The sequence below is a fragment of the Klebsiella sp. LTGPAF-6F genome (assembly GCF_001753185.1).
Lineage (GTDB): Bacteria > Pseudomonadota > Gammaproteobacteria > Enterobacterales > Enterobacteriaceae > Klebsiella > Klebsiella michiganensis.
In genome coordinates this window covers 5639671-5658032 of sequence record NZ_CP017450.1, presented here as the reverse complement: position 1 = coordinate 5658032, position 18362 = coordinate 5639671, and the positions used below count along the sequence as shown (strand labels likewise).

Annotated in this window: 36 protein-coding genes; 34 read left to right on the top strand and 2 right to left on the bottom strand. The window is 50.2% G+C overall.

The features are described from left to right. Positions 1-58: 58 nt before the first annotated feature. From tuf to bfr, 3 genes are all read left to right on the top strand, one after another. Positions 59-1243: an elongation factor Tu gene (gene tuf / locus BJF97_RS26590; protein WP_004097636.1), complete on the top strand. Its 1185-nt coding sequence runs from the start codon at positions 59-61 to the stop codon at positions 1241-1243. A gap of 173 nt (positions 1244-1416) precedes the next feature. Then, positions 1417-1611: a bacterioferritin-associated ferredoxin gene (gene bfd / locus BJF97_RS33125; RefSeq protein ID WP_004125913.1), complete on the top strand. Its 195-nt coding sequence runs from the start codon at positions 1417-1419 to the stop codon at positions 1609-1611. A gap of 74 nt (positions 1612-1685) precedes the next feature. Further along, positions 1686-2162 (top strand): bacterioferritin, encoded by a 477-nt coding sequence (gene bfr / locus BJF97_RS26585; protein ID WP_004125910.1) that lies wholly within the window; start codon positions 1686-1688, stop codon positions 2160-2162. Here the strand turns inward: bfr and BJF97_RS26580 are convergent. Then, positions 2146-2619 (bottom strand): prepilin peptidase, encoded by a 474-nt coding sequence (locus tag BJF97_RS26580; protein WP_032693888.1) that lies wholly within the window; start codon positions 2617-2619, stop codon positions 2146-2148. The genes bfr and BJF97_RS26580 overlap by 17 nt on opposite strands. Positions 2620-2999: 380 nt before the next feature. Between BJF97_RS26580 and rpsJ the strand changes: the two genes are divergently transcribed. The 31 genes from rpsJ (at position 3000) to BJF97_RS33120 (ending at position 17878) form a co-directional block, all read left to right on the top strand. Further along, positions 3000-3311 (top strand): 30S ribosomal protein S10, encoded by a 312-nt coding sequence (gene rpsJ / locus BJF97_RS26570; protein ID WP_001181005.1) that lies wholly within the window; start codon positions 3000-3002, stop codon positions 3309-3311. 32 nt (positions 3312-3343) lie between these two features. Beyond that, positions 3344-3973: a 50S ribosomal protein L3 gene (gene rplC / locus BJF97_RS26565; protein WP_004106354.1), complete on the top strand. Its 630-nt coding sequence runs from the start codon at positions 3344-3346 to the stop codon at positions 3971-3973. Positions 3974-3983: 10 nt separating this feature from the next. Beyond that, positions 3984-4589 carry a 50S ribosomal protein L4 gene (gene rplD / locus BJF97_RS26560; protein WP_003031119.1) on the top strand — a complete coding sequence of 202 codons (606 nt, stop codon included), beginning with the start codon at positions 3984-3986 and terminating at the stop codon, positions 4587-4589. Next, positions 4586-4888 carry a 50S ribosomal protein L23 gene (gene rplW / locus BJF97_RS26555; protein ID WP_000617546.1) on the top strand — a complete coding sequence of 101 codons (303 nt, stop codon included), beginning with the start codon at positions 4586-4588 and terminating at the stop codon, positions 4886-4888. The genes rplD and rplW overlap by 4 nt, the downstream gene beginning before the upstream one ends. 17 nt (positions 4889-4905) lie before the next feature. After that, positions 4906-5727, top strand: coding sequence for a 50S ribosomal protein L2 (gene rplB / locus BJF97_RS26550; protein WP_000301869.1), 822 nt, complete (start codon positions 4906-4908; stop codon positions 5725-5727). A 16-nt stretch (positions 5728-5743) separates the two neighbouring features. Beyond that, positions 5744-6022, top strand: a complete 279-nt coding sequence (rpsS, locus tag BJF97_RS26545; RefSeq protein WP_001138115.1) for a 30S ribosomal protein S19 — start codon at positions 5744-5746, stop codon at positions 6020-6022. A 14-nt stretch (positions 6023-6036) separates the two neighbouring features. Continuing rightward, positions 6037-6369: a 50S ribosomal protein L22 gene (gene rplV / locus BJF97_RS26540; protein WP_002919773.1), complete on the top strand. Its 333-nt coding sequence runs from the start codon at positions 6037-6039 to the stop codon at positions 6367-6369. Between the two features lie 17 nt (positions 6370-6386). Then, a complete protein-coding gene (rpsC, locus tag BJF97_RS26535; RefSeq protein WP_004106350.1) occupies positions 6387-7085 on the top strand; it encodes a 30S ribosomal protein S3 in 699 nt (232 codons plus the stop codon). Between the two features lie 12 nt (positions 7086-7097). Further along, the gene (gene rplP, locus BJF97_RS26530; protein WP_002919759.1) at positions 7098-7508 is read left to right on the top strand and encodes a 50S ribosomal protein L16; all 411 of its coding nucleotides are present in this window, start codon (positions 7098-7100) and stop codon (positions 7506-7508) included. Next, positions 7508-7699: a 50S ribosomal protein L29 gene (gene rpmC, locus BJF97_RS26525; protein WP_002919754.1), complete on the top strand. Its 192-nt coding sequence runs from the start codon at positions 7508-7510 to the stop codon at positions 7697-7699. Before rplP ends, rpmC begins: the two co-directional genes overlap by 1 nt. Then, positions 7699-7953, top strand: coding sequence for a 30S ribosomal protein S17 (gene rpsQ / locus BJF97_RS26520; RefSeq protein WP_004106347.1), 255 nt, complete (start codon positions 7699-7701; stop codon positions 7951-7953). Before rpmC ends, rpsQ begins: the two co-directional genes overlap by 1 nt. Before the next feature lie 165 nt (positions 7954-8118). Beyond that, on the top strand, positions 8119-8490 hold the full coding sequence (rplN, locus tag BJF97_RS26515; protein ID WP_000613954.1) for a 50S ribosomal protein L14: 372 nt from the start codon (positions 8119-8121) through the stop codon (positions 8488-8490). A gap of 10 nt (positions 8491-8500) precedes the next feature. Continuing rightward, positions 8501-8815, top strand: a complete 315-nt coding sequence (gene rplX, locus BJF97_RS26510; protein WP_004106345.1) for a 50S ribosomal protein L24 — start codon at positions 8501-8503, stop codon at positions 8813-8815. A 14-nt stretch (positions 8816-8829) separates the two neighbouring features. Continuing rightward, positions 8830-9369, top strand: a complete 540-nt coding sequence (rplE, locus tag BJF97_RS26505) for a 50S ribosomal protein L5 (RefSeq protein WP_001096202.1) — start codon at positions 8830-8832, stop codon at positions 9367-9369. A 14-nt stretch (positions 9370-9383) separates the two neighbouring features. Beyond that, complete coding sequence (gene rpsN / locus BJF97_RS26500; protein ID WP_002919667.1) at positions 9384-9689, top strand: 30S ribosomal protein S14; 306 nt, start codon at positions 9384-9386, stop codon at positions 9687-9689. 33 nt (positions 9690-9722) lie between these two features. Continuing rightward, complete coding sequence (rpsH, locus tag BJF97_RS26495) at positions 9723-10115, top strand: 30S ribosomal protein S8 (protein ID WP_004106343.1); 393 nt, start codon at positions 9723-9725, stop codon at positions 10113-10115. A 12-nt stretch (positions 10116-10127) separates the two neighbouring features. Beyond that, positions 10128-10661, top strand: a complete 534-nt coding sequence (gene rplF / locus BJF97_RS26490) for a 50S ribosomal protein L6 (RefSeq protein ID WP_004106341.1) — start codon at positions 10128-10130, stop codon at positions 10659-10661. A 9-nt stretch (positions 10662-10670) separates the two neighbouring features. Next, positions 10671-11024, top strand: coding sequence for a 50S ribosomal protein L18 (rplR, locus tag BJF97_RS26485; RefSeq protein WP_000358960.1), 354 nt, complete (start codon positions 10671-10673; stop codon positions 11022-11024). Positions 11025-11038: 14 nt separating this feature from the next. Then, complete coding sequence (rpsE, locus tag BJF97_RS26480; protein ID WP_004106339.1) at positions 11039-11542, top strand: 30S ribosomal protein S5; 504 nt, start codon at positions 11039-11041, stop codon at positions 11540-11542. 3 nt (positions 11543-11545) lie between these two features. Next, complete coding sequence (rpmD, locus tag BJF97_RS26475; RefSeq protein ID WP_001140434.1) at positions 11546-11725, top strand: 50S ribosomal protein L30; 180 nt, start codon at positions 11546-11548, stop codon at positions 11723-11725. Positions 11726-11728: 3 nt separating this feature from the next. Next, a complete protein-coding gene (gene rplO, locus BJF97_RS26470; RefSeq protein ID WP_004106336.1) occupies positions 11729-12163 on the top strand; it encodes a 50S ribosomal protein L15 in 435 nt (144 codons plus the stop codon). A 7-nt stretch (positions 12164-12170) separates the two neighbouring features. After that, positions 12171-13502: a preprotein translocase subunit SecY gene (gene secY / locus BJF97_RS26465; protein ID WP_004106334.1), complete on the top strand. Its 1332-nt coding sequence runs from the start codon at positions 12171-12173 to the stop codon at positions 13500-13502. A gap of 31 nt (positions 13503-13533) precedes the next feature. Continuing rightward, positions 13534-13650 (top strand): 50S ribosomal protein L36, encoded by a 117-nt coding sequence (rpmJ, locus tag BJF97_RS26460; protein WP_000868187.1) that lies wholly within the window; start codon positions 13534-13536, stop codon positions 13648-13650. 146 nt (positions 13651-13796) lie between these two features. Next, positions 13797-14153 (top strand): 30S ribosomal protein S13, encoded by a 357-nt coding sequence (gene rpsM / locus BJF97_RS26455; RefSeq protein WP_004106333.1) that lies wholly within the window; start codon positions 13797-13799, stop codon positions 14151-14153. A 16-nt stretch (positions 14154-14169) separates the two neighbouring features. After that, entirely contained in the window at positions 14170-14559 is a 390-nt protein-coding gene (gene rpsK / locus BJF97_RS26450; protein ID WP_004138423.1) for a 30S ribosomal protein S11, read from the top strand. A 33-nt stretch (positions 14560-14592) separates the two neighbouring features. Then, a complete protein-coding gene (gene rpsD, locus BJF97_RS26445; RefSeq protein ID WP_004125897.1) occupies positions 14593-15213 on the top strand; it encodes a 30S ribosomal protein S4 in 621 nt (206 codons plus the stop codon). 25 nt (positions 15214-15238) lie between these two features. Then, entirely contained in the window at positions 15239-16228 is a 990-nt protein-coding gene (locus BJF97_RS26440; protein ID WP_002919219.1) for a DNA-directed RNA polymerase subunit alpha, read from the top strand. A gap of 40 nt (positions 16229-16268) precedes the next feature. Further along, the gene (gene rplQ, locus BJF97_RS26435) at positions 16269-16655 is read left to right on the top strand and encodes a 50S ribosomal protein L17 (RefSeq protein ID WP_001216372.1); all 387 of its coding nucleotides are present in this window, start codon (positions 16269-16271) and stop codon (positions 16653-16655) included. Between the two features lie 107 nt (positions 16656-16762). Then, a complete protein-coding gene (locus BJF97_RS26430; RefSeq protein ID WP_014227036.1) occupies positions 16763-17131 on the top strand; it encodes a DUF1992 domain-containing protein in 369 nt (122 codons plus the stop codon). 2 nt (positions 17132-17133) lie between these two features. Beyond that, positions 17134-17559: a Zn(2+)-responsive transcriptional regulator gene (gene zntR, locus BJF97_RS26425; protein ID WP_014227035.1), complete on the top strand. Its 426-nt coding sequence runs from the start codon at positions 17134-17136 to the stop codon at positions 17557-17559. Between the two features lie 58 nt (positions 17560-17617). Then, positions 17618-17878 carry an alternative ribosome-rescue factor A gene (locus tag BJF97_RS33120; protein ID WP_071846056.1) on the top strand — a complete coding sequence of 87 codons (261 nt, stop codon included), beginning with the start codon at positions 17618-17620 and terminating at the stop codon, positions 17876-17878. Here the strand turns inward: BJF97_RS33120 and mscL are convergent. After that, a complete protein-coding gene (mscL, locus tag BJF97_RS26420) occupies positions 17832-18245 on the bottom strand; it encodes a large-conductance mechanosensitive channel protein MscL (protein WP_004106310.1) in 414 nt (137 codons plus the stop codon). The two genes, BJF97_RS33120 and mscL, sit on opposite strands and share 47 nt — an antisense overlap. Positions 18246-18362: the final 117 nt, after the last annotated feature.

Genomic DNA, 18362 nt, shown 5'->3' with positions numbered 1-18362 from the left:
AAACCAAAGTCCCGTGCTCTCTCCAGAAGGGGAGAGCACTATAGTAAGGAATATAGCCGTGTCTAAAGAAAAATTTGAACGTACAAAACCGCACGTCAACGTCGGTACTATCGGCCACGTTGACCATGGTAAAACTACTCTGACCGCTGCAATCACTACCGTTCTGGCTAAAACCTACGGTGGTTCTGCTCGCGCATTCGACCAGATCGATAACGCGCCGGAAGAAAAAGCTCGTGGTATCACCATCAACACTTCTCACGTTGAATATGACACCCCGACTCGCCACTACGCGCACGTAGACTGCCCGGGCCACGCCGACTATGTTAAAAACATGATCACCGGTGCTGCGCAGATGGACGGCGCGATCCTGGTTGTTGCTGCGACTGACGGCCCGATGCCGCAGACTCGTGAGCACATCCTGCTGGGTCGTCAGGTAGGCGTTCCGTACATCATCGTGTTCCTGAACAAATGCGACATGGTTGATGACGAAGAGCTGCTGGAACTGGTTGAAATGGAAGTTCGTGAACTTCTGTCTCAGTACGATTTCCCGGGCGACGACACTCCGATCGTTCGCGGTTCCGCTCTGAAAGCGCTGGAAGGCGACGCAGACTGGGAAGCGAAAATCATCGAACTGGCTGGCTACCTGGATTCTTACATCCCGGAACCAGAGCGTGCGATTGACAAGCCGTTCCTGCTGCCGATCGAAGACGTATTCTCCATCTCCGGTCGTGGTACCGTTGTTACCGGTCGTGTAGAGCGCGGTATCATCAAAGTTGGCGAAGAAGTTGAAATCGTTGGTATCAAAGAGACTGCGAAGTCTACCTGTACTGGCGTTGAAATGTTCCGCAAACTGCTGGACGAAGGCCGTGCTGGTGAGAACGTTGGTGTTCTGCTGCGTGGTATCAAACGTGAAGAAATCGAACGTGGTCAGGTACTGGCTAAGCCGGGTTCTATCAAGCCGCACACCAAGTTCGAATCTGAAGTGTACATTCTGTCCAAAGACGAAGGCGGCCGTCATACTCCGTTCTTCAAAGGCTACCGTCCGCAGTTCTACTTCCGTACAACTGACGTGACTGGCACCATCGAACTGCCGGAAGGCGTAGAGATGGTAATGCCGGGCGACAACATCAAAATGGTTGTTACCCTGATCCACCCGATCGCGATGGACGACGGTCTGCGTTTCGCAATCCGTGAAGGCGGCCGTACCGTTGGCGCGGGCGTGGTTGCTAAAGTTCTGGGCTAATATTTAGTTCTGAATTAAAAAGGGCGCTAAGGCGCCCTTTTTGCTGTCTGCTATTTGCGTGAAGCAGCACAGTGACTGACAGCAAAGAGATCAAACGCCTATTTAATAAACAGGCTATTGTAATCATAACTATTCTCATTTACACTTTGTCTGTAAGTTGAACGGGAGTATATATGTACGTTTGTCTGTGTAATGGTGTGAACGATAAAAAAATTCGTCAGGCTGTGCGCCAATTCAATCCTCAGTCTTTTCAGCAGCTGAGAAAATTTATTCCCGTTGGAAATCAATGTGGTAAGTGCGTTCGTGCAGCACGAGAAATTATGGAAGATGAATTAACCCGCATGCCGGAATATCAAGAGATCGCCTGAAGCCTCTCAGCTTTACTTTGACATCCCTATAGCCCGAACTACGCTTCAATAAGTGGAAGCGGAGGGACTATATAATGAAAGGTGATGTCAAAATCATAAGTTATCTCAATAAATTATTGGGAAATGAGCTAGTCGCAATTAATCAATACTTTCTCCATGCGAGAATGTTCAAGAACTGGGGCCTGATGCGCCTCAATGATGTCGAGTACCACGAATCTATCGATGAAATGAAGCATGCCGATAAGTATATCGAGCGCATTTTATTTCTCGAAGGGATCCCGAACCTGCAGGATCTCGGCAAACTCCGCATCGGAGAGGATGTGGAGGAGATGCTGCAATCCGACCTGAGGCTGGAACTGGAAGGGGCAAAGGATCTACGAGAAGCCATTGCCTATGCTGACAGCGTCCACGACTACGTCAGCCGTGATATGTTAATCACCATCCTCGCCGACGAAGAAGGCCATATCGACTGGCTGGAAACCGAGCTGGATTTGATAGGTAAAATTGGTCTGCAGAATTATCTTCAGTCGCAGATTAAAGTGGCTGACTAAAAAAAGTCTGCCAACCACATAGCAAACCCGCTGTGGCCAGGAAAGGGCCGAAAGGCAGCGGGTTGCGTAATGCCTGCCTGTGTTTGCCGCACAGAATCAGAACCGTTACGGCAGCGCAGGCGAGAATTGTTGCTATAAGAACGAGCTGCGGTAAAATTCTCCATCCCTGCCATGCCCCTAGTGCGGCGAGAAATTTGACATCGCCGTAGCCGATGCCTTCACGCCCGCGTATTCCCCTGTAGAGCCAATAGATCAACGCAAAGGCCAGATAGCCTGCTATCGCTCCCCAGACTGCATGCTGCAGATTGGCTGGTGACATACACAGATAATAAAGCAACCCGCCCCACAGCAGAGGGCAGGTAAATTTATCGGGTAGCAAGCCATAGCGCAGATCGTGCCAACAAAGCGTGAGTAATAACCCGCCATAAATAATAAAGAATGCCAAAGTCGCTATCATCGATGGTTTCCATGTGGTGGCCCTGGGTACTGAGTGTGATGCAGGAGCCAAGCCTCTGGCAAAAGGCAATAAACAGGAATGGATGTCCCGCTCCAGAGTATTTGCCGGCCTTTCATGGCATTGCGACGGGCCTGGAAGTGAGCTCGCAGAAACAAGTGATGATTTTGTACGCAGCCCTTGCGTTGTCGCTGAATTTGCGTATAATGCGCGGGCCTGTCAAAGTTGACGGCCGGTTCGATATGAACCCTGGTAGCAGCAACACGCTACCAAACAATGTTCCCAATTGGGGAACTATGTAAGAACGGTTACACTCTCCCATCAATCGTAATGGGTATGAGGAGTAACCATTTCGTCTATAAAATAATTGGAGCTCTGGTCTCATGCAGAACCAAAGAATCCGTATCCGCCTTAAAGCGTTTGATCATCGTCTGATCGATCAATCAACCGCGGAAATCGTCGAGACTGCTAAGCGCACTGGTGCGCAAGTCCGTGGTCCGATCCCGCTGCCGACCCGCAAAGAGCGCTTTACCGTTCTGATCTCTCCGCACGTTAACAAAGACGCGCGCGATCAGTACGAAATCCGCACTCATAAGCGTCTGGTTGACATCGTTGAGCCAACTGAAAAAACCGTTGATGCTCTGATGCGTCTGGATCTGGCTGCCGGTGTAGACGTGCAGATCAGCCTGGGTTAATCAGGTCATCGAGCGATTGAGAGGTTGAAACAATGATTGGTTTAGTCGGTAAAAAAGTGGGCATGACCCGCATCTTCACTGAAGATGGCGTATCTATCCCAGTAACCGTAATCGAAGTTGAAGCAAACCGCGTTACTCAGGTTAAAGATCTGGCTAACGATGGCTACCGTGCCGTTCAGGTGACCACTGGTGCTAAAAAAGCTAACCGTGTAACCAAACCGGAAGCGGGTCACTTCGCTAAAGCTGGCGTAGAAGCTGGCCGTGGTCTGTGGGAATTCCGTCTGGCTGACGGCGAAGAGTTCACCGTAGGTCAGGACATTAGCGTTGAGCTGTTTGCTGACGTTAAAAAAGTTGACGTAACCGGTACCTCTAAAGGTAAAGGTTTTGCTGGTACCGTTAAGCGCTGGAACTTCCGTACCCAGGACGCTACTCACGGTAACTCCTTGTCTCACCGCGTTCCGGGTTCTATCGGTCAGAACCAGACTCCGGGCAAAGTGTTCAAAGGCAAGAAAATGGCAGGTCAGCTGGGTAACGAACGTGTCACCGTTCAGAGCCTGGACGTAGTACGTGTTGACGCTGAGCGCAACCTGCTGCTGGTTAAAGGCGCGGTCCCGGGTGCAACCGGTAGCGACCTGATCGTTAAACCAGCTGTGAAGGCGTAAGGGGATAGCAATGGAATTAGTATTGAAAGACGCGCAGAGCGCGCTGACTGTTTCCGAAACTACCTTCGGTCGTGATTTCAACGAAGCGCTGGTTCACCAGGTTGTAGTTGCTTATGCAGCTGGTGCTCGTCAGGGTACTCGTGCTCAGAAGACTCGTGCTGAAGTAACTGGTTCAGGCAAAAAGCCGTGGCGCCAGAAAGGTACCGGCCGTGCGCGTTCAGGTTCTATCAAGAGCCCGATCTGGCGTTCAGGTGGCGTGACCTTCGCTGCGCGTCCGCAGGACCACAGTCAAAAAGTTAACAAAAAGATGTACCGCGGCGCGCTGAAAAGCATTCTGTCCGAACTGGTACGTCAGGATCGTCTGATCGTTGTCGAATCTTTCTCTGTAGAAGCGCCTAAAACTAAGCTGCTGGCACAGAAACTGAAAGACATGGCTCTGGAAGATGTGCTGATCATCACCGGTGAGCTGGACGAGAACCTGTTCCTTGCTGCGCGCAACCTGCACAAGGTTGACGTACGTGATGCAACTGGTATCGACCCGGTTAGCCTGATCGCCTTCGACAAAGTCGTAATGACTGCTGATGCTGTTAAGCAAGTTGAGGAGATGCTGGCATGATTCGTGAAGAACGTCTGCTGAAGGTGCTGCGCGCACCGCACGTTTCTGAAAAAGCGTCTACTGCGATGGAAAAAACTAACACCATCGTTCTCAAAGTTGCTAAAGACGCGACCAAAGCAGAGATCAAAGCTGCTGTGCAGAAACTGTTTGAAGTCGAAGTCGAAGTCGTTAACACCCTGGTTGTTAAAGGGAAAGTTAAACGTCACGGACAGCGTATCGGTCGTCGTAGCGACTGGAAAAAAGCTTACGTCACCCTGAAGGAAGGCCAGAATCTGGACTTCGTCGGCGGCGCTGAGTAAGTCGGAGGAGTAATACAATGGCAGTTGTTAAATGTAAACCGACATCTCCGGGTCGTCGCCACGTTGTTAAAGTGGTCAACCCAGAGCTGCACAAGGGCAAACCTTTTGCTCCGCTGGTTGAAAAAAACAGCAAATCCGGTGGTCGTAACAACAATGGCCGTATCACCACCCGTCATATCGGTGGTGGTCACAAACAGGCCTACCGTATTGTTGACTTCAAACGCAACAAAGATGGTATCCCGGCAGTTGTTGAACGTCTTGAGTACGATCCGAACCGCTCCGCGAACATCGCGCTGGTTCTGTACAAAGACGGTGAGCGCCGTTACATTCTGGCCCCTAAAGGCCTGAAAGCTGGCGACCAGATTCAATCTGGCGTTGATGCTGCAATCAAAGCAGGCAACACCCTGCCGATGCGCAATATCCCGGTTGGTTCTACCGTTCATAACGTAGAAATGAAACCAGGTAAAGGCGGTCAGCTGGCTCGTTCCGCTGGTACTTACGTTCAGATCGTTGCTCGCGATGGTGCTTATGTCACCCTGCGTCTGCGTTCTGGTGAAATGCGTAAAGTCGAAGCAGACTGCCGCGCTACTCTGGGCGAAGTTGGCAATGCTGAGCATATGCTGCGCGTTCTGGGTAAAGCAGGTGCTGCACGCTGGCGTGGTGTTCGTCCTACCGTTCGCGGTACTGCGATGAACCCAGTCGACCACCCACATGGTGGTGGTGAAGGTCGTAACTTTGGTAAGCACCCGGTAACTCCGTGGGGCGTTCAGACCAAAGGTAAGAAGACCCGCAGCAACAAGCGTACTGATAAATTCATCGTACGTCGCCGTAGCAAATAATTTTAGAGGATAAGCCATGCCACGTTCTCTCAAGAAAGGTCCTTTTATTGACCTGCACTTGCTGAAGAAGGTAGAGAAAGCGGTGGAAAGCGGAGACAAGAAGCCCCTGCGCACTTGGTCCCGTCGTTCAACGATCTTTCCTAACATGATCGGTTTGACCATCGCTGTCCATAATGGTCGTCAGCACGTTCCAGTTTTTGTTTCCGACGAAATGGTTGGTCACAAACTGGGTGAATTCGCACCGACTCGTACTTATCGCGGCCACGCTGCTGATAAAAAAGCGAAGAAGAAATAAGGTAGGAGGAAGAGATGGAAACTTTAGCTCAACATCGCCATGCTCGTTCTTCTGCTCAGAAGGTTCGCCTTGTTGCTGACCTGATTCGCGGTAAGAAAGTGTCGCAGGCCCTGGATATTCTGACCTACACCAATAAGAAAGCTGCTGTACTGGTCAAGAAGGTACTGGAATCTGCCATTGCTAACGCTGAACACAACGATGGCGCTGACATTGATGATCTGAAAGTTGCGAAAATTTTCGTAGACGAAGGCCCGAGCATGAAGCGCATTATGCCGCGTGCTAAAGGTCGTGCAGATCGCATCCTGAAGCGCACCAGCCACATTACTGTGGTTGTGTCCGATCGCTGAGACTCTGGAGACTAGCAATGGGTCAGAAAGTACATCCTAATGGTATTCGCCTGGGTATTGTAAAACCATGGAACTCAACCTGGTTTGCGAACACCAAAGAATTCGCTGACAACCTGGACAGCGATTTTAAAGTACGTCAGTACCTGACTAAGGAACTGGCGAAAGCGTCTGTATCTCGCATCGTTATCGAGCGTCCGGCTAAAAGCATCCGTGTGACCATTCACACTGCTCGCCCGGGTATCGTTATCGGTAAGAAAGGCGAAGACGTAGAAAAACTGCGCAAGGTCGTCGCGGATCTCGCTGGCGTGCCTGCACAGATCAATATTGCCGAAGTTCGTAAGCCTGAACTGGACGCTAAATTGGTTGCTGACAGCATCACTTCTCAGCTGGAACGTCGCGTTATGTTCCGTCGTGCTATGAAGCGTGCTGTACAGAACGCAATGCGTCTGGGCGCTAAAGGTATCAAAGTTGAAGTTAGCGGCCGTCTGGGCGGCGCGGAAATCGCACGTACCGAATGGTACCGTGAAGGTCGCGTACCGCTGCACACTCTGCGTGCTGACATCGACTACAACACCTCTGAAGCGCACACCACTTACGGTGTAATCGGCGTTAAGGTATGGATCTTCAAAGGTGAGATCCTGGGTGGTATGGCTGCTGTTGAACAACCGGAACCGGCTGCTCAACCTAAAAAGCAGCAGCGTAAAGGCCGTAAATAAGGAGCGTCGCTGATGTTACAACCAAAGCGTACAAAATTCCGTAAAGTGCACAAAGGCCGCAACCGTGGTCTGGCGCAGGGTACGGATGTTAGCTTCGGCACTTTCGGTCTGAAAGCTGTTGGCCGTGGTCGTCTGACTGCACGTCAGATCGAAGCAGCACGTCGTGCTATGACCCGTGCAGTTAAGCGTCAAGGTAAGATCTGGATCCGTGTATTCCCGGACAAACCGATCACCGAGAAGCCGCTGGAAGTTCGTATGGGTAAAGGTAAAGGTAACGTGGAGTACTGGGTTGCCTTGATTCAGCCGGGTAAAGTCCTTTATGAAATGGACGGCGTACCGGAAGAGCTGGCCCGTGAAGCATTCGGCCTGGCAGCAGCGAAACTGCCGATCAAAACCACCTTTGTAACTAAGACGGTGATGTAATGAAAGCAAAAGAGCTGCGTGAAAAAAGCGTTGAAGAGCTGAACGCTGAGCTGCTGAACCTGCTGCGTGAGCAGTTCAACCTGCGTATGCAGGCTGCAAGTGGCCAGCTGCAACAGACTCATCTGCTGAAGCAAGTGCGTCGTGATGTTGCACGCGTTAAGACTTTACTGACTCAGAAGGCGGGTGCGTAATGACCGATAAAATCCGTACTCTGCAAGGTCGCGTGGTTAGCGACAAAATGGAGAAATCCATTGTTGTTGCTATCGAACGTATGGTGAAACACCCGGTATACGGCAAATTCATCAAGCGTACGACCAAACTGCACGTACATGACGAGAACAACGAATGCGGTATCGGCGACGTGGTTGAAATCCGCGAATGCCGTCCGCTGTCCAAGACTAAGTCCTGGACGCTGGTTCGCGTTGTAGAGAAAGCGGTTCTGTAATAGAGTACGCATTCTCGATACGGATAAACGGCTCAGCGATGAGCCGTTTATTTTTTCTACCCATATCTGATTTGCGGTGTTATAATGCCGCGCCCTCGATATGGGGCTTTTTTAACGACCCTATTTTTGGGTCTCAGTAGTAGTTGACATTAGCGGAGCACTAAAATGATCCAAGAACAGACTATGCTGAACGTCGCCGACAACTCCGGTGCACGTCGCGTAATGTGTATCAAGGTTCTGGGTGGCTCGCACCGTCGCTACGCAGGCGTAGGCGACATCATCAAGATCACCATCAAAGAAGCAATTCCGCGTGGTAAGGTCAAAAAAGGTGATGTGCTGAAGGCGGTAGTGGTGCGCACCAAGAAGGGTGTTCGTCGCCCGGACGGTTCTGTCATTCGCTTCGATGGTAATGCATGCGTTATTTTAAACAATAACAGCGAGCAGCCCATCGGTACGCGTATTTTTGGGCCGGTAACTCGTGAACTTCGTAACGAGAAGTTCATGAAAATTATCTCTCTGGCCCCAGAAGTACTCTAAGGAGCGAATCATGGCAGCGAAAATCCGTCGTGATGACGAAGTTATCGTGTTAACCGGTAAAGATAAAGGTAAACGCGGTAAAGTTAAGAATGTCTTGTCTTCCGGCAAGCTCATTGTTGAAGGTATCAACCTGGTTAAGAAACACCAGAAGCCGGTTCCGGCTCTGAACCAACCAGGCGGCATCGTTGAAAAAGAAGCTGCTATTCAGGTTTCTAACGTTGCAATCTTCAATGCGGCAACCGGCAAGGCTGACCGTGTAGGCTTTAGATTCGAAGACGGCAAAAAAGTCCGTTTCTTCAAATCTAACAGCGAAACTATCAAGTAATTTGGAGTAGTACGATGGCGAAACTGCATGATTACTACAAAGACGAAGTAGTTAAAAAACTCATGACTGAGTTTAACTACAATTCTGTCATGCAAGTCCCTCGGGTCGAGAAGATCACCCTGAACATGGGTGTTGGTGAAGCGATCGCTGACAAGAAACTGCTGGATAACGCAGCAGCCGATCTGACAGCAATCTCCGGTCAAAAACCGCTGATCACCAAAGCACGCAAATCAGTTGCAGGCTTCAAAATCCGTCAGGGCTATCCGATCGGCTGTAAAGTAACTCTGCGTGGCGAACGCATGTGGGAGTTCTTTGAGCGCCTGATCACTATTGCTGTACCGCGTATCCGTGACTTCCGTGGCTTGTCCGCTAAGTCTTTCGACGGTCGTGGCAACTACAGCATGGGTGTCCGTGAGCAGATCATCTTCCCAGAAATCGACTACGATAAAGTCGACCGCGTTCGTGGTTTGGATATTACCATTACCACTACTGCGAAATCTGATGAAGAAGGCCGCGCTCTGCTGGCTGCCTTTGACTTCCCGTTCCGCAAGTAAGGTAGGGTTACTTAATGGCTAAGCAATCAATGAAAGCACGCGAAGTAAAGCGCGTGGCTTTAGCTGATAAATTCTTCGCTAAACGCGCTGAACTGAAAGCTATCATCTCTGATGTGAACGCAACCGACGAAGATCGTTGGAATGCTGTTCTCAAGCTGCAGACTCTGCCGCGTGATTCCAGCCCGTCTCGTCAGCGTAATCGCTGCCGTCAAACAGGTCGTCCGCATGGTTTCCTGCGGAAGTTCGGGTTGAGCCGTATCAAGGTCCGTGAAGCCGCAATGCGCGGTGAAATCCCGGGTCTGAAAAAGGCTAGCTGGTAATTGTCACCAATTGAATCACGGGAGTAAAGACAGATGAGCATGCAAGATCCGATCGCGGATATGCTGACCCGTATCCGTAACGGTCAGGCCGCGAATAAAGCTGCGGTCACCATGCCTTCCTCCAAGCTGAAAGTGGCAATTGCCAACGTGCTGAAGGAAGAAGGCTTTATTGAAGATTTTAAAGTTGAAGGCGACATCAAGCCGGAACTGGAACTGACTCTTAAGTATTTCCAGGGTAAAGCTGTTGTAGAAAGCATTCAGCGTGTCAGCCGCCCAGGTCTGCGCATCTACAAACGTAAAGATGAGCTGCCGAAAGTTATGGCGGGTCTGGGTATCGCGGTTATTTCTACCTCTAAAGGTGTTATGACCGATCGTGCAGCGCGCCAGGCTGGTCTTGGTGGCGAAATTATCTGCTACGTAGCCTAATCGGAGGAAAAAATGTCTCGTGTTGCTAAAGCACCGGTCGTTGTTCCTGCCGGCGTTGATGTAAAAATCAACGGTCAGGTTATTACGATCAAAGGTAAAAACGGCGAGCTGACTCGTACCCTCAACAATGCTGTTGAAGTTAAACATGCAGATAATGCTCTGACCTTCGGTCCGCGTGATGGTTTCGTGGATGGATGGGCTCAGGCTGGTACCGCGCGTGCCCTGCTGAACTCAATGGTTGTTGGTGTTACCGAAGGCTTCACTAAAAAGCTTCAGCTGGTTGGTGTAGGCTATCGTGCAGCGGTCAAAGGGGATGTAGTAAACCTGGCTTTAGGTTTCTCTCATCCTGTTGAGCATAAACTGCCGGCCGGTATCACTGCAGAATGTCCGACTCAAACTGAAATCGTGCTGAAAGGCGCTGATAAGCAGGTGATCGGCCAGGTTGCAGCAGATCTGCGCGCCTACCGTCGTCCTGAGCCTTATAAAGGTAAGGGTGTTCGTTACGCCGACGAAGTCGTGCGTACCAAAGAGGCTAAGAAGAAGTAAGGTAACACTATGGATAAGAAATCTGCTCGTATCCGTCGTGCGACCCGCGCACGCCGCAAGCTCCAGGAGCTGGGTGCAACTCGCCTGGTGGTACATCGTACCCCGCGTCATATTTACGCACAGGTAATTGCACCGAACGGTTCTGAAGTTCTGGTAGCTGCTTCTACTGTAGAAAAAGCTATCGCTGAACAACTGAAGTACACCGGTAACAAAGACGCGGCAGCAGCTGTGGGTAAAGCTGTTGCTGAACGCGCTCTGGAAAAAGGCATCAAAGATGTTTCCTTTGACCGTTCCGGGTTCCAATATCATGGTCGTGTCCAGGCACTGGCAGATGCTGCCCGTGAAGCTGGCCTTCAGTTCTAAGGTAGAGGTGTAAGATGGCTCACATCGAAAAACAAGCTGGCGAACTGCAGGAAAAGCTGATCGCGGTTAACCGCGTATCTAAAACCGTTAAAGGTGGTCGTATTTTCTCCTTCACAGCTCTGACTGTAGTTGGTGACGGTAACGGTCGCGTTGGTTTTGGTTACGGTAAAGCGCGTGAAGTTCCAGCAGCGATCCAGAAAGCGATGGAAAAAGCCCGTCGCAATATGATTAACGTCGCGCTGAACCACGGCACCCTGCAGCACCCGGTTAAAGGTGTTCACACGGGTTCTCGTGTATTCATGCAGCCAGCTTCCGAAGGTACCGGTATCATCGCCGGTGGTGCAATGCGCGCCGTTCTGGAAGTTGCTGGAGTTCATAACGTTCTGGCCAAAGCATATGGTTCCACCAACCCGATCAACGTGGTTCGTGCAACTATTGATGGCCTGGAAAATATGAATTCTCCAGAAATGGTCGCTGCCAAGCGTGGTAAATCCGTTGAAGAAATTCTGGGGAAATAAACCATGGCAAAGACTATTAAAATTACTCAAACCCGCAGTGCAATCGGTCGTCTGCCGAAACACAAGGCAACGCTGCTTGGCCTGGGTCTGCGTCGTATTGGTCACACCGTAGAGCGCGAGGATACTCCTGCTGTTCGTGGTATGGTCAACGCGGTTTCCTTCATGGTTAAAGTTGAGGAGTAAGAGATGCGTTTAAATACTCTGTCTCCGGCCGAAGGCTCCAAAAAGGCGGGTAAACGCCTGGGTCGTGGTATCGGTTCTGGCCTCGGTAAAACCGGTGGTCGTGGTCACAAAGGTCAGAACTCTCGTTCTGGTGGTGGCGTACGTCGCGGTTTCGAAGGTGGTCAGATGCCTCTGTACCGTCGTCTGCCGAAATTCGGCTTCACTTCTCGTAAAGCGATGATCACTGCAGAAGTTCGTCTGTCTGATCTGGCTCACGTAGAAGGCGATGTTATCGACCTGAACACGCTGAAAGCGGCTAACATTATCGGTATCCAGATCGAGTTCGCGAAAGTGATCCTGTCTGGTGAAGTATCTCGTCCGGTAACTGTTCGTGGCCTGCGCGTGACTAAAGGTGCTCGTGCTGCTATCGAAGCTGCTGGCGGTAAAATTGAGGAATAAGTAGCAGATGGCTAAGCAACCGGGATTAGATTTTCAAAGTGCCAAAGGTGGGATTGGCGAACTGAAGCGCAGACTGTTGTTTGTAATCGGTGCGTTGATTGTGTTCCGTATTGGCTCTTTTATTCCGATCCCTGGTATTGATGCCGCTGTACTTGCCAAACTGCTTGAGCAACAGCGAGGCACCATCATTGAAATGTTCAACATGTTCTCTGGTGGTGCTCTCAGCCGTGCTTCTATCTTTGCGTTGGGTATCATGCCGTATATTTCGGCATCGATCATTGTCCAGCTGCTGACGGTTGTTTATCAGCCGTTAGCGGAGCTGAAGAAAGAAGGGGAGTCTGGTCGTCGTAAGATCAGCCAGTACACCCGCTACGGTACTCTGGTGCTGGCGATATTCCAGTCGATCGGTATTGCTACCGGTCTGCCGAATATGCCTGGTATGCAGGGCCTGGTGATTAATCCAGGCTTTGCATTCTATTTCACCGCTGTTGTTAGTCTGGTCTCAGGAACGATGTTCCTGATGTGGCTCGGCGAACAGATTACTGAGCGCGGTATCGGAAACGGTATCTCAATCATTATCTTCGCCGGTATCGTTGCGGGTCTCCCGCCGGCCATCGCCCATACTATCGAGCAAGCGCGTCAAGGCGACCTGCACTTCCTCCTGTTGCTGTTGGTTGCAGTATTAGTATTTGCAGTGACCTTCTTTGTTGTCTTTGTAGAGCGTGGTCAACGCCGCATTGTGGTAAACTACGCTAAACGTCAACAGGGTCGTCGTGTCTATGCTGCACAGAGCACACATTTACCGCTGAAAGTGAATATGGCAGGGGTTATCCCGGCAATCTTCGCTTCCAGTATTATTCTGTTCCCGGCTACCATTACATCATGGTTCGGGGGCGGTACTGGTTGGAACTGGCTGACAACAATTTCGCTGTATTTGCAGCCTGGGCAACCGCTTTATGTGTTACTCTATGCGTCTGCAATCATCTTCTTCTGTTTCTTCTACACGGCGTTGGTTTTCAACCCGCGTGAAACAGCAGATAACCTGAAGAAGTCCGGTGCATTTGTACCAGGAATTCGTCCGGGAGAGCAAACGGCGAAGTATATCGATAAAGTAATGACTCGCCTGACTTTGGTCGGTGCGTTATACATCACTTTTATCTGCCTGATCCCGGAGTTCATGCGTGATGCAATGAAAGTACCGTTCTACTTCGGTGGAACCTCACTGCTTATCGTTGTTGTCGTGATTATGGACTTTATGGCTCAAGTGCAAACTCTGATGATGTCGAGTCAGTACGAGTCTGCATTGAAGAAGGCGAACCTGAAAGGCTACGGCCGCTAACAGGTCGCTCGAGAAGTTACGGAGAGTAAAAATGAAAGTTCGTGCTTCCGTCAAGAAATTATGCCGTAACTGCAAAATCGTTAAGCGTGATGGCGTCATCCGCGTGATTTGCAGTGCCGAGCCGAAGCATAAACAGCGCCAAGGCTGATTTATTCGCATATTTTTCTTGCAAAGTTGGGTTGAGCTGGCTAGATTAGCCAGCCAATCTTTTGTATGTCTGTACGTTTCCATTTGAGTATCCTGAAAACGGGCTTTTCAGCATGGTGCGTACATATTAAATAGTAGGAGTGCATAGTGGCCCGTATAGCAGGCATTAACATTCCTGATCACAAACATACCGTAATCGCATTAACTGCTATTTTCGGTATCGGCAAGACCCGCTCTAAAGCCATCTGTGCTGACACGGGTATCGCTGAAAATGTTAAGATCAGTGAGCTGTCTGAAGAACAAATTGAATCCCTGCGTGAAGCGGTTGGTAAATTTGTCGTTGAAGGTGATCTGCGCCGTGAAATCACCCTGAGCATCAAGCGTCTGATGGACCTTGGTTGCTATCGTGGTTTACGCCATCGTCGTGGTCTTCCGGTTCGCGGTCAGCGTACTAAGACCAACGCACGTACCCGTAAGGGTCCGCGTAAACCGATCAAGAAATAGTCGGGGTGATTGAATAATGGCAAAGGCACCAGTTCGTGCACGTAAGCGTGTAAGAAAACAAGTCTCTGATGGCGTGGCTCATGTCCATGCTTCTTTTAACAACACCATCGTTACCATTACCGATCGTCAGGGTAACGCGCTGGGTTGGGCAACAGCCGGTGGTTCCGGTTTCCGTGGTTCTCGCAAATCCACTCCGTTTGCAGCTCAGGTTGCAGCAGAGCGTTGCGCTGAAGCCGTAAAAGAATACGGCATCAAGAATCTGGAAGTTATGGTCAAAGGTCCGGGTCCAGGTCGCGAATCTACTATTCGTGCACTGAACGCCGCTGGTTTCCGCATCACTAATATTACTGATGTGACTCCGATCCCTCATAACGGTTGTCGTCCGCCGAAAAAACGTCGCGTATAACGCGTTCGTTTCTAGGATTGTTGGAGAAAGAAAATGGCAAGATATTTGGGTCCTAAGCTCAAGCTGAGCCGTCGTGAGGGCACAGACCTGTTCCTTAAGTCTGGCGTTCGCGCGATCGATACCAAGTGTAAAATTGAACAAGCTCCTGGCCAGCACGGTGCGCGTAAACCGCGTCTGTCTGACTATGGTGTGCAGTTGCGTGAAAAGCAAAAAGTTCGCCGTATGTACGGTGTGCTGGAGCGTCAGTTCCGTAACTACTATAAAGAAGCAGCGCGTCTGAAAGGCAACACCGGTGAAAACCTGTTGACTCTGCTGGAAGGTCGTCTGGACAACGTTGTATACCGTATGGGCTTCGGCGCGACTCGTGCTGAATCACGTCAGCTGGTTAGCCACAAAGCTATCATGGTAAACGGTCGTGTTGTTAACATCGCTTCTTATCAGGTTAAAGCGAATGACGTTGTCAGCATTCGTGAGAAAGCGAAAAAGCAATCTCGCGTGAAAGCCGCTCTGGAGCTGGCTGAGCAGCGTGAAAAGCCAACCTGGCTGGAAGTTGATGCTGGCAAGATGGAAGGTACGTTCAAGCGTCAGCCGGAACGTTCTGATCTGTCTGCGGACATTAACGAACACCTGATCGTCGAGCTTTACTCCAAGTAAAGCTTAGTACCAAAGAGAGGACACAATGCAGGGTTCTGTGACAGAGTTTCTAAAACCGCGCCTGGTCGATATCGAGCAAGTGAGTTCGACGCACGCCAAGGTGACCCTTGAACCTTTAGAGCGTGGCTTTGGCCATACTCTTGGTAACGCACTGCGCCGTATTCTGCTCTCATCGATGCCGGGTTGCGCGGTGACCGAGGTTGAGATTGATGGTGTACTTCATGAGTACAGCACCAAAGAAGGCGTTCAGGAAGATATCCTTGAAATCCTGCTCAACCTGAAAGGGCTGGCGGTGAGAGTTCAGGGTAAAGATGAAGTTATCCTTACTTTGAACAAATCTGGCATTGGCCCTGTGACCGCAGCCGACATTACCCATGACGGTGATGTCGAAATCGTCAAGCCGCAACATGTGATCTGCCACCTGACCGATGAGAACGCAGCTATTAGCATGCGTATCAAAGTTCAGCGCGGTCGCGGTTATGTGCCGGCTTCTGCCCGAATTCATTCGGAAGAAGATGAGCGCCCAATCGGCCGTCTGCTGGTCGACGCATGCTACAGCCCTGTAGAGCGTATTGCCTACAATGTTGAAGCAGCGCGTGTAGAACAGCGTACCGACCTGGACAAGCTGGTCATCGAAATGGAAACCAACGGCACAATCGATCCTGAAGAGGCGATTCGTCGTGCGGCAACCATCCTGGCAGAACAACTGGAAGCTTTCGTTGATTTACGTGATGTACGTCAGCCGGAAGTGAAAGAAGAGAAACCAGAATTCGATCCGATCCTGCTGCGCCCTGTTGACGATCTCGAATTGACTGTCCGCTCTGCTAACTGCCTTAAGGCAGAAGCTATCCACTATATCGGTGATCTGGTACAGCGTACCGAGGTTGAGTTGCTGAAAACGCCGAACCTGGGTAAAAAATCTCTTACTGAGATTAAAGACGTGCTGGCTTCACGTGGTTTGTCTCTGGGCATGCGCCTGGAAAACTGGCCACCGGCAAGCATTGCTGACGAGTAACCGGATCACAGGTTAAGGTTTTACTGAGAAGGATAAGGTCATGCGCCATCGTAAGAGTGGTCGTCAACTGAACCGCAACAGCAGCCATCGCCAGGCTATGTTCCGTAACATGGCTGGTTCGCTGGTTCGTCATGAAATCATCAAGACGACCCTGCCGAAAGCGAAAGAACTGCGTCGCGTAGTTGAGCCGCTGATTACTCTTGCCAAGACTGATAGCGTTGCTAATCGTCGTCTGGCATTCGCCCGTACTCGTGATAACGAGATCGTGGCAAAACTGTTTAACGAGCTGGGCCCGCGTTTCGCGAGCCGCGCCGGTGGTTACACTCGTATTCTGAAGTGTGGCTTCCGTGCAGGCGACAACGCGCCGATGGCATACATCGAGCTGGTTGATCGCTCTGAATCGAAAGCAGAAGCTGCTGCAGAGTAATCTGTAGTAACGTAAAAAAACCCGCTCCGGCGGGTTTTTTTATATCCACCCTATTCCTGCTTGTTTACAATATCTGCATTATTTTTGTTCATCCCCGGAGCCTTATGATGTGGTTACTGGATCAGTGGGCAGAACGCCATATTCTTGATGCACAGCACAAAGGTGAGTTTGATAACCTGCCGGGAAGTGGGGAGCCACTGACTCTGGACGATGACTCGCATGTGCCACCTGAGCTACGCGCAGGCTATCGATTACTCAAGAATTCGGGTTGTTTACCTCCCGAACTTGAACATCGTAAAGAAGCCGTGATGCTCAATGACTTACTTAAAGGCGTTCAGGAGAGCGATCCCCGCTATGCTGAGCTGAGCCGTCGTCTGGCGCTGCTTGAGTTAAAGCTGCGGCAGGCGGGCTTGAACACTGACTTTCTGCGTGGGGATTACGCGGATAAGTTGCTGCAAAAGATTAATGAGGAGTAATTATGTACCGCATAGGTGAACTGGCTAAATTAGCTGACGTTACTCCCGATACCATCCGCTATTATGAAAAACAGCAGATGATGGATCATAACGTACGCACTGAAGGTGGCTTTCGTCTCTATTCGGATAACGATCTACAGAGGCTGCGTTTTATTCGCTATGCCAGGCAGCTTGGTTTTACGCTGGAGTCGATCCGCGAACTTCTCTCGATCCGCATCGATCCGGAACATCATACCTGTCAGGAATCTAAAGGCATTGTGCAGGCTCGTTTAAGTGAAGTGGAATCCCGGATTAAAGAGTTACAAGCCATGCGTCGTTCTTTGCAGCGCCTCAATGATGCATGCTGCGGCACAGCGCACAGCAGCGTCTATTGCTCAATTCTTGAAGCACTGGAGCAGGGCGCCAGCAGTCATAATCCAGCACGTTGATTTTTTCATCAGACGCGTCTACACTCACGCCGATTTCTTTTACATATCTGGAGAGCTTATGAGCCGCTATCAGCATACTAAAGGGCAAATAAAAGATAACGCCCTTGAGGCATTACTTCATGACCCGTTATTCAGGCAGCGAGTTGAAAAGAACAAGAAAGGGAAAGGCAGCTATCAAAGAAAAGAAAAACATGCGGGACAGAATGGTCGGGAGGCCAGTGGCAAGAAAGTAAATGACTTTTTTACCACTGGCCTTCTGCTTTTAAGGCTTCTTAAGAACGATTGTTTTGTTCTTTCAGCAGGTCACGAATTTCGCTAAGCAGGACTTCTTCTTTGGTTGGCGCCGGTGGTGCTGCCGGGGCCTCTTCCTTTTTCCTGTTCAGTTTGTTCATCAGTTTGATTGCCATAAAAATAGCAAACGCCACGATAATAAAATCGAACACGTTCTGAATGAATACGCCGTAATGCATGACGACCGCCGGGATGTCGCCCTGGGCATCCCGTAGCGTCACGGCAAACTGTTTAAAGTCGATTCCGCCAATGAGTAAGCCTAGCGGCGGCATAATAATATCGGCAACTAACGACGATACGATTTTACCAAATGCTGCGCCAATGATGACACCGACTGCCAAATCAACCACATTCCCGCGCATCGCAAATTCGCGAAATTCTTTTAAAAAACTCATTTTATTCTCCTTGAGCCAGCTGACACTGATAAGTTTAACAAATGTATTACTATTTTCCATTACCACGAAATAATTGCAGAAAAATATTATCCTTTGATATACAAGGGATAAAAGAAA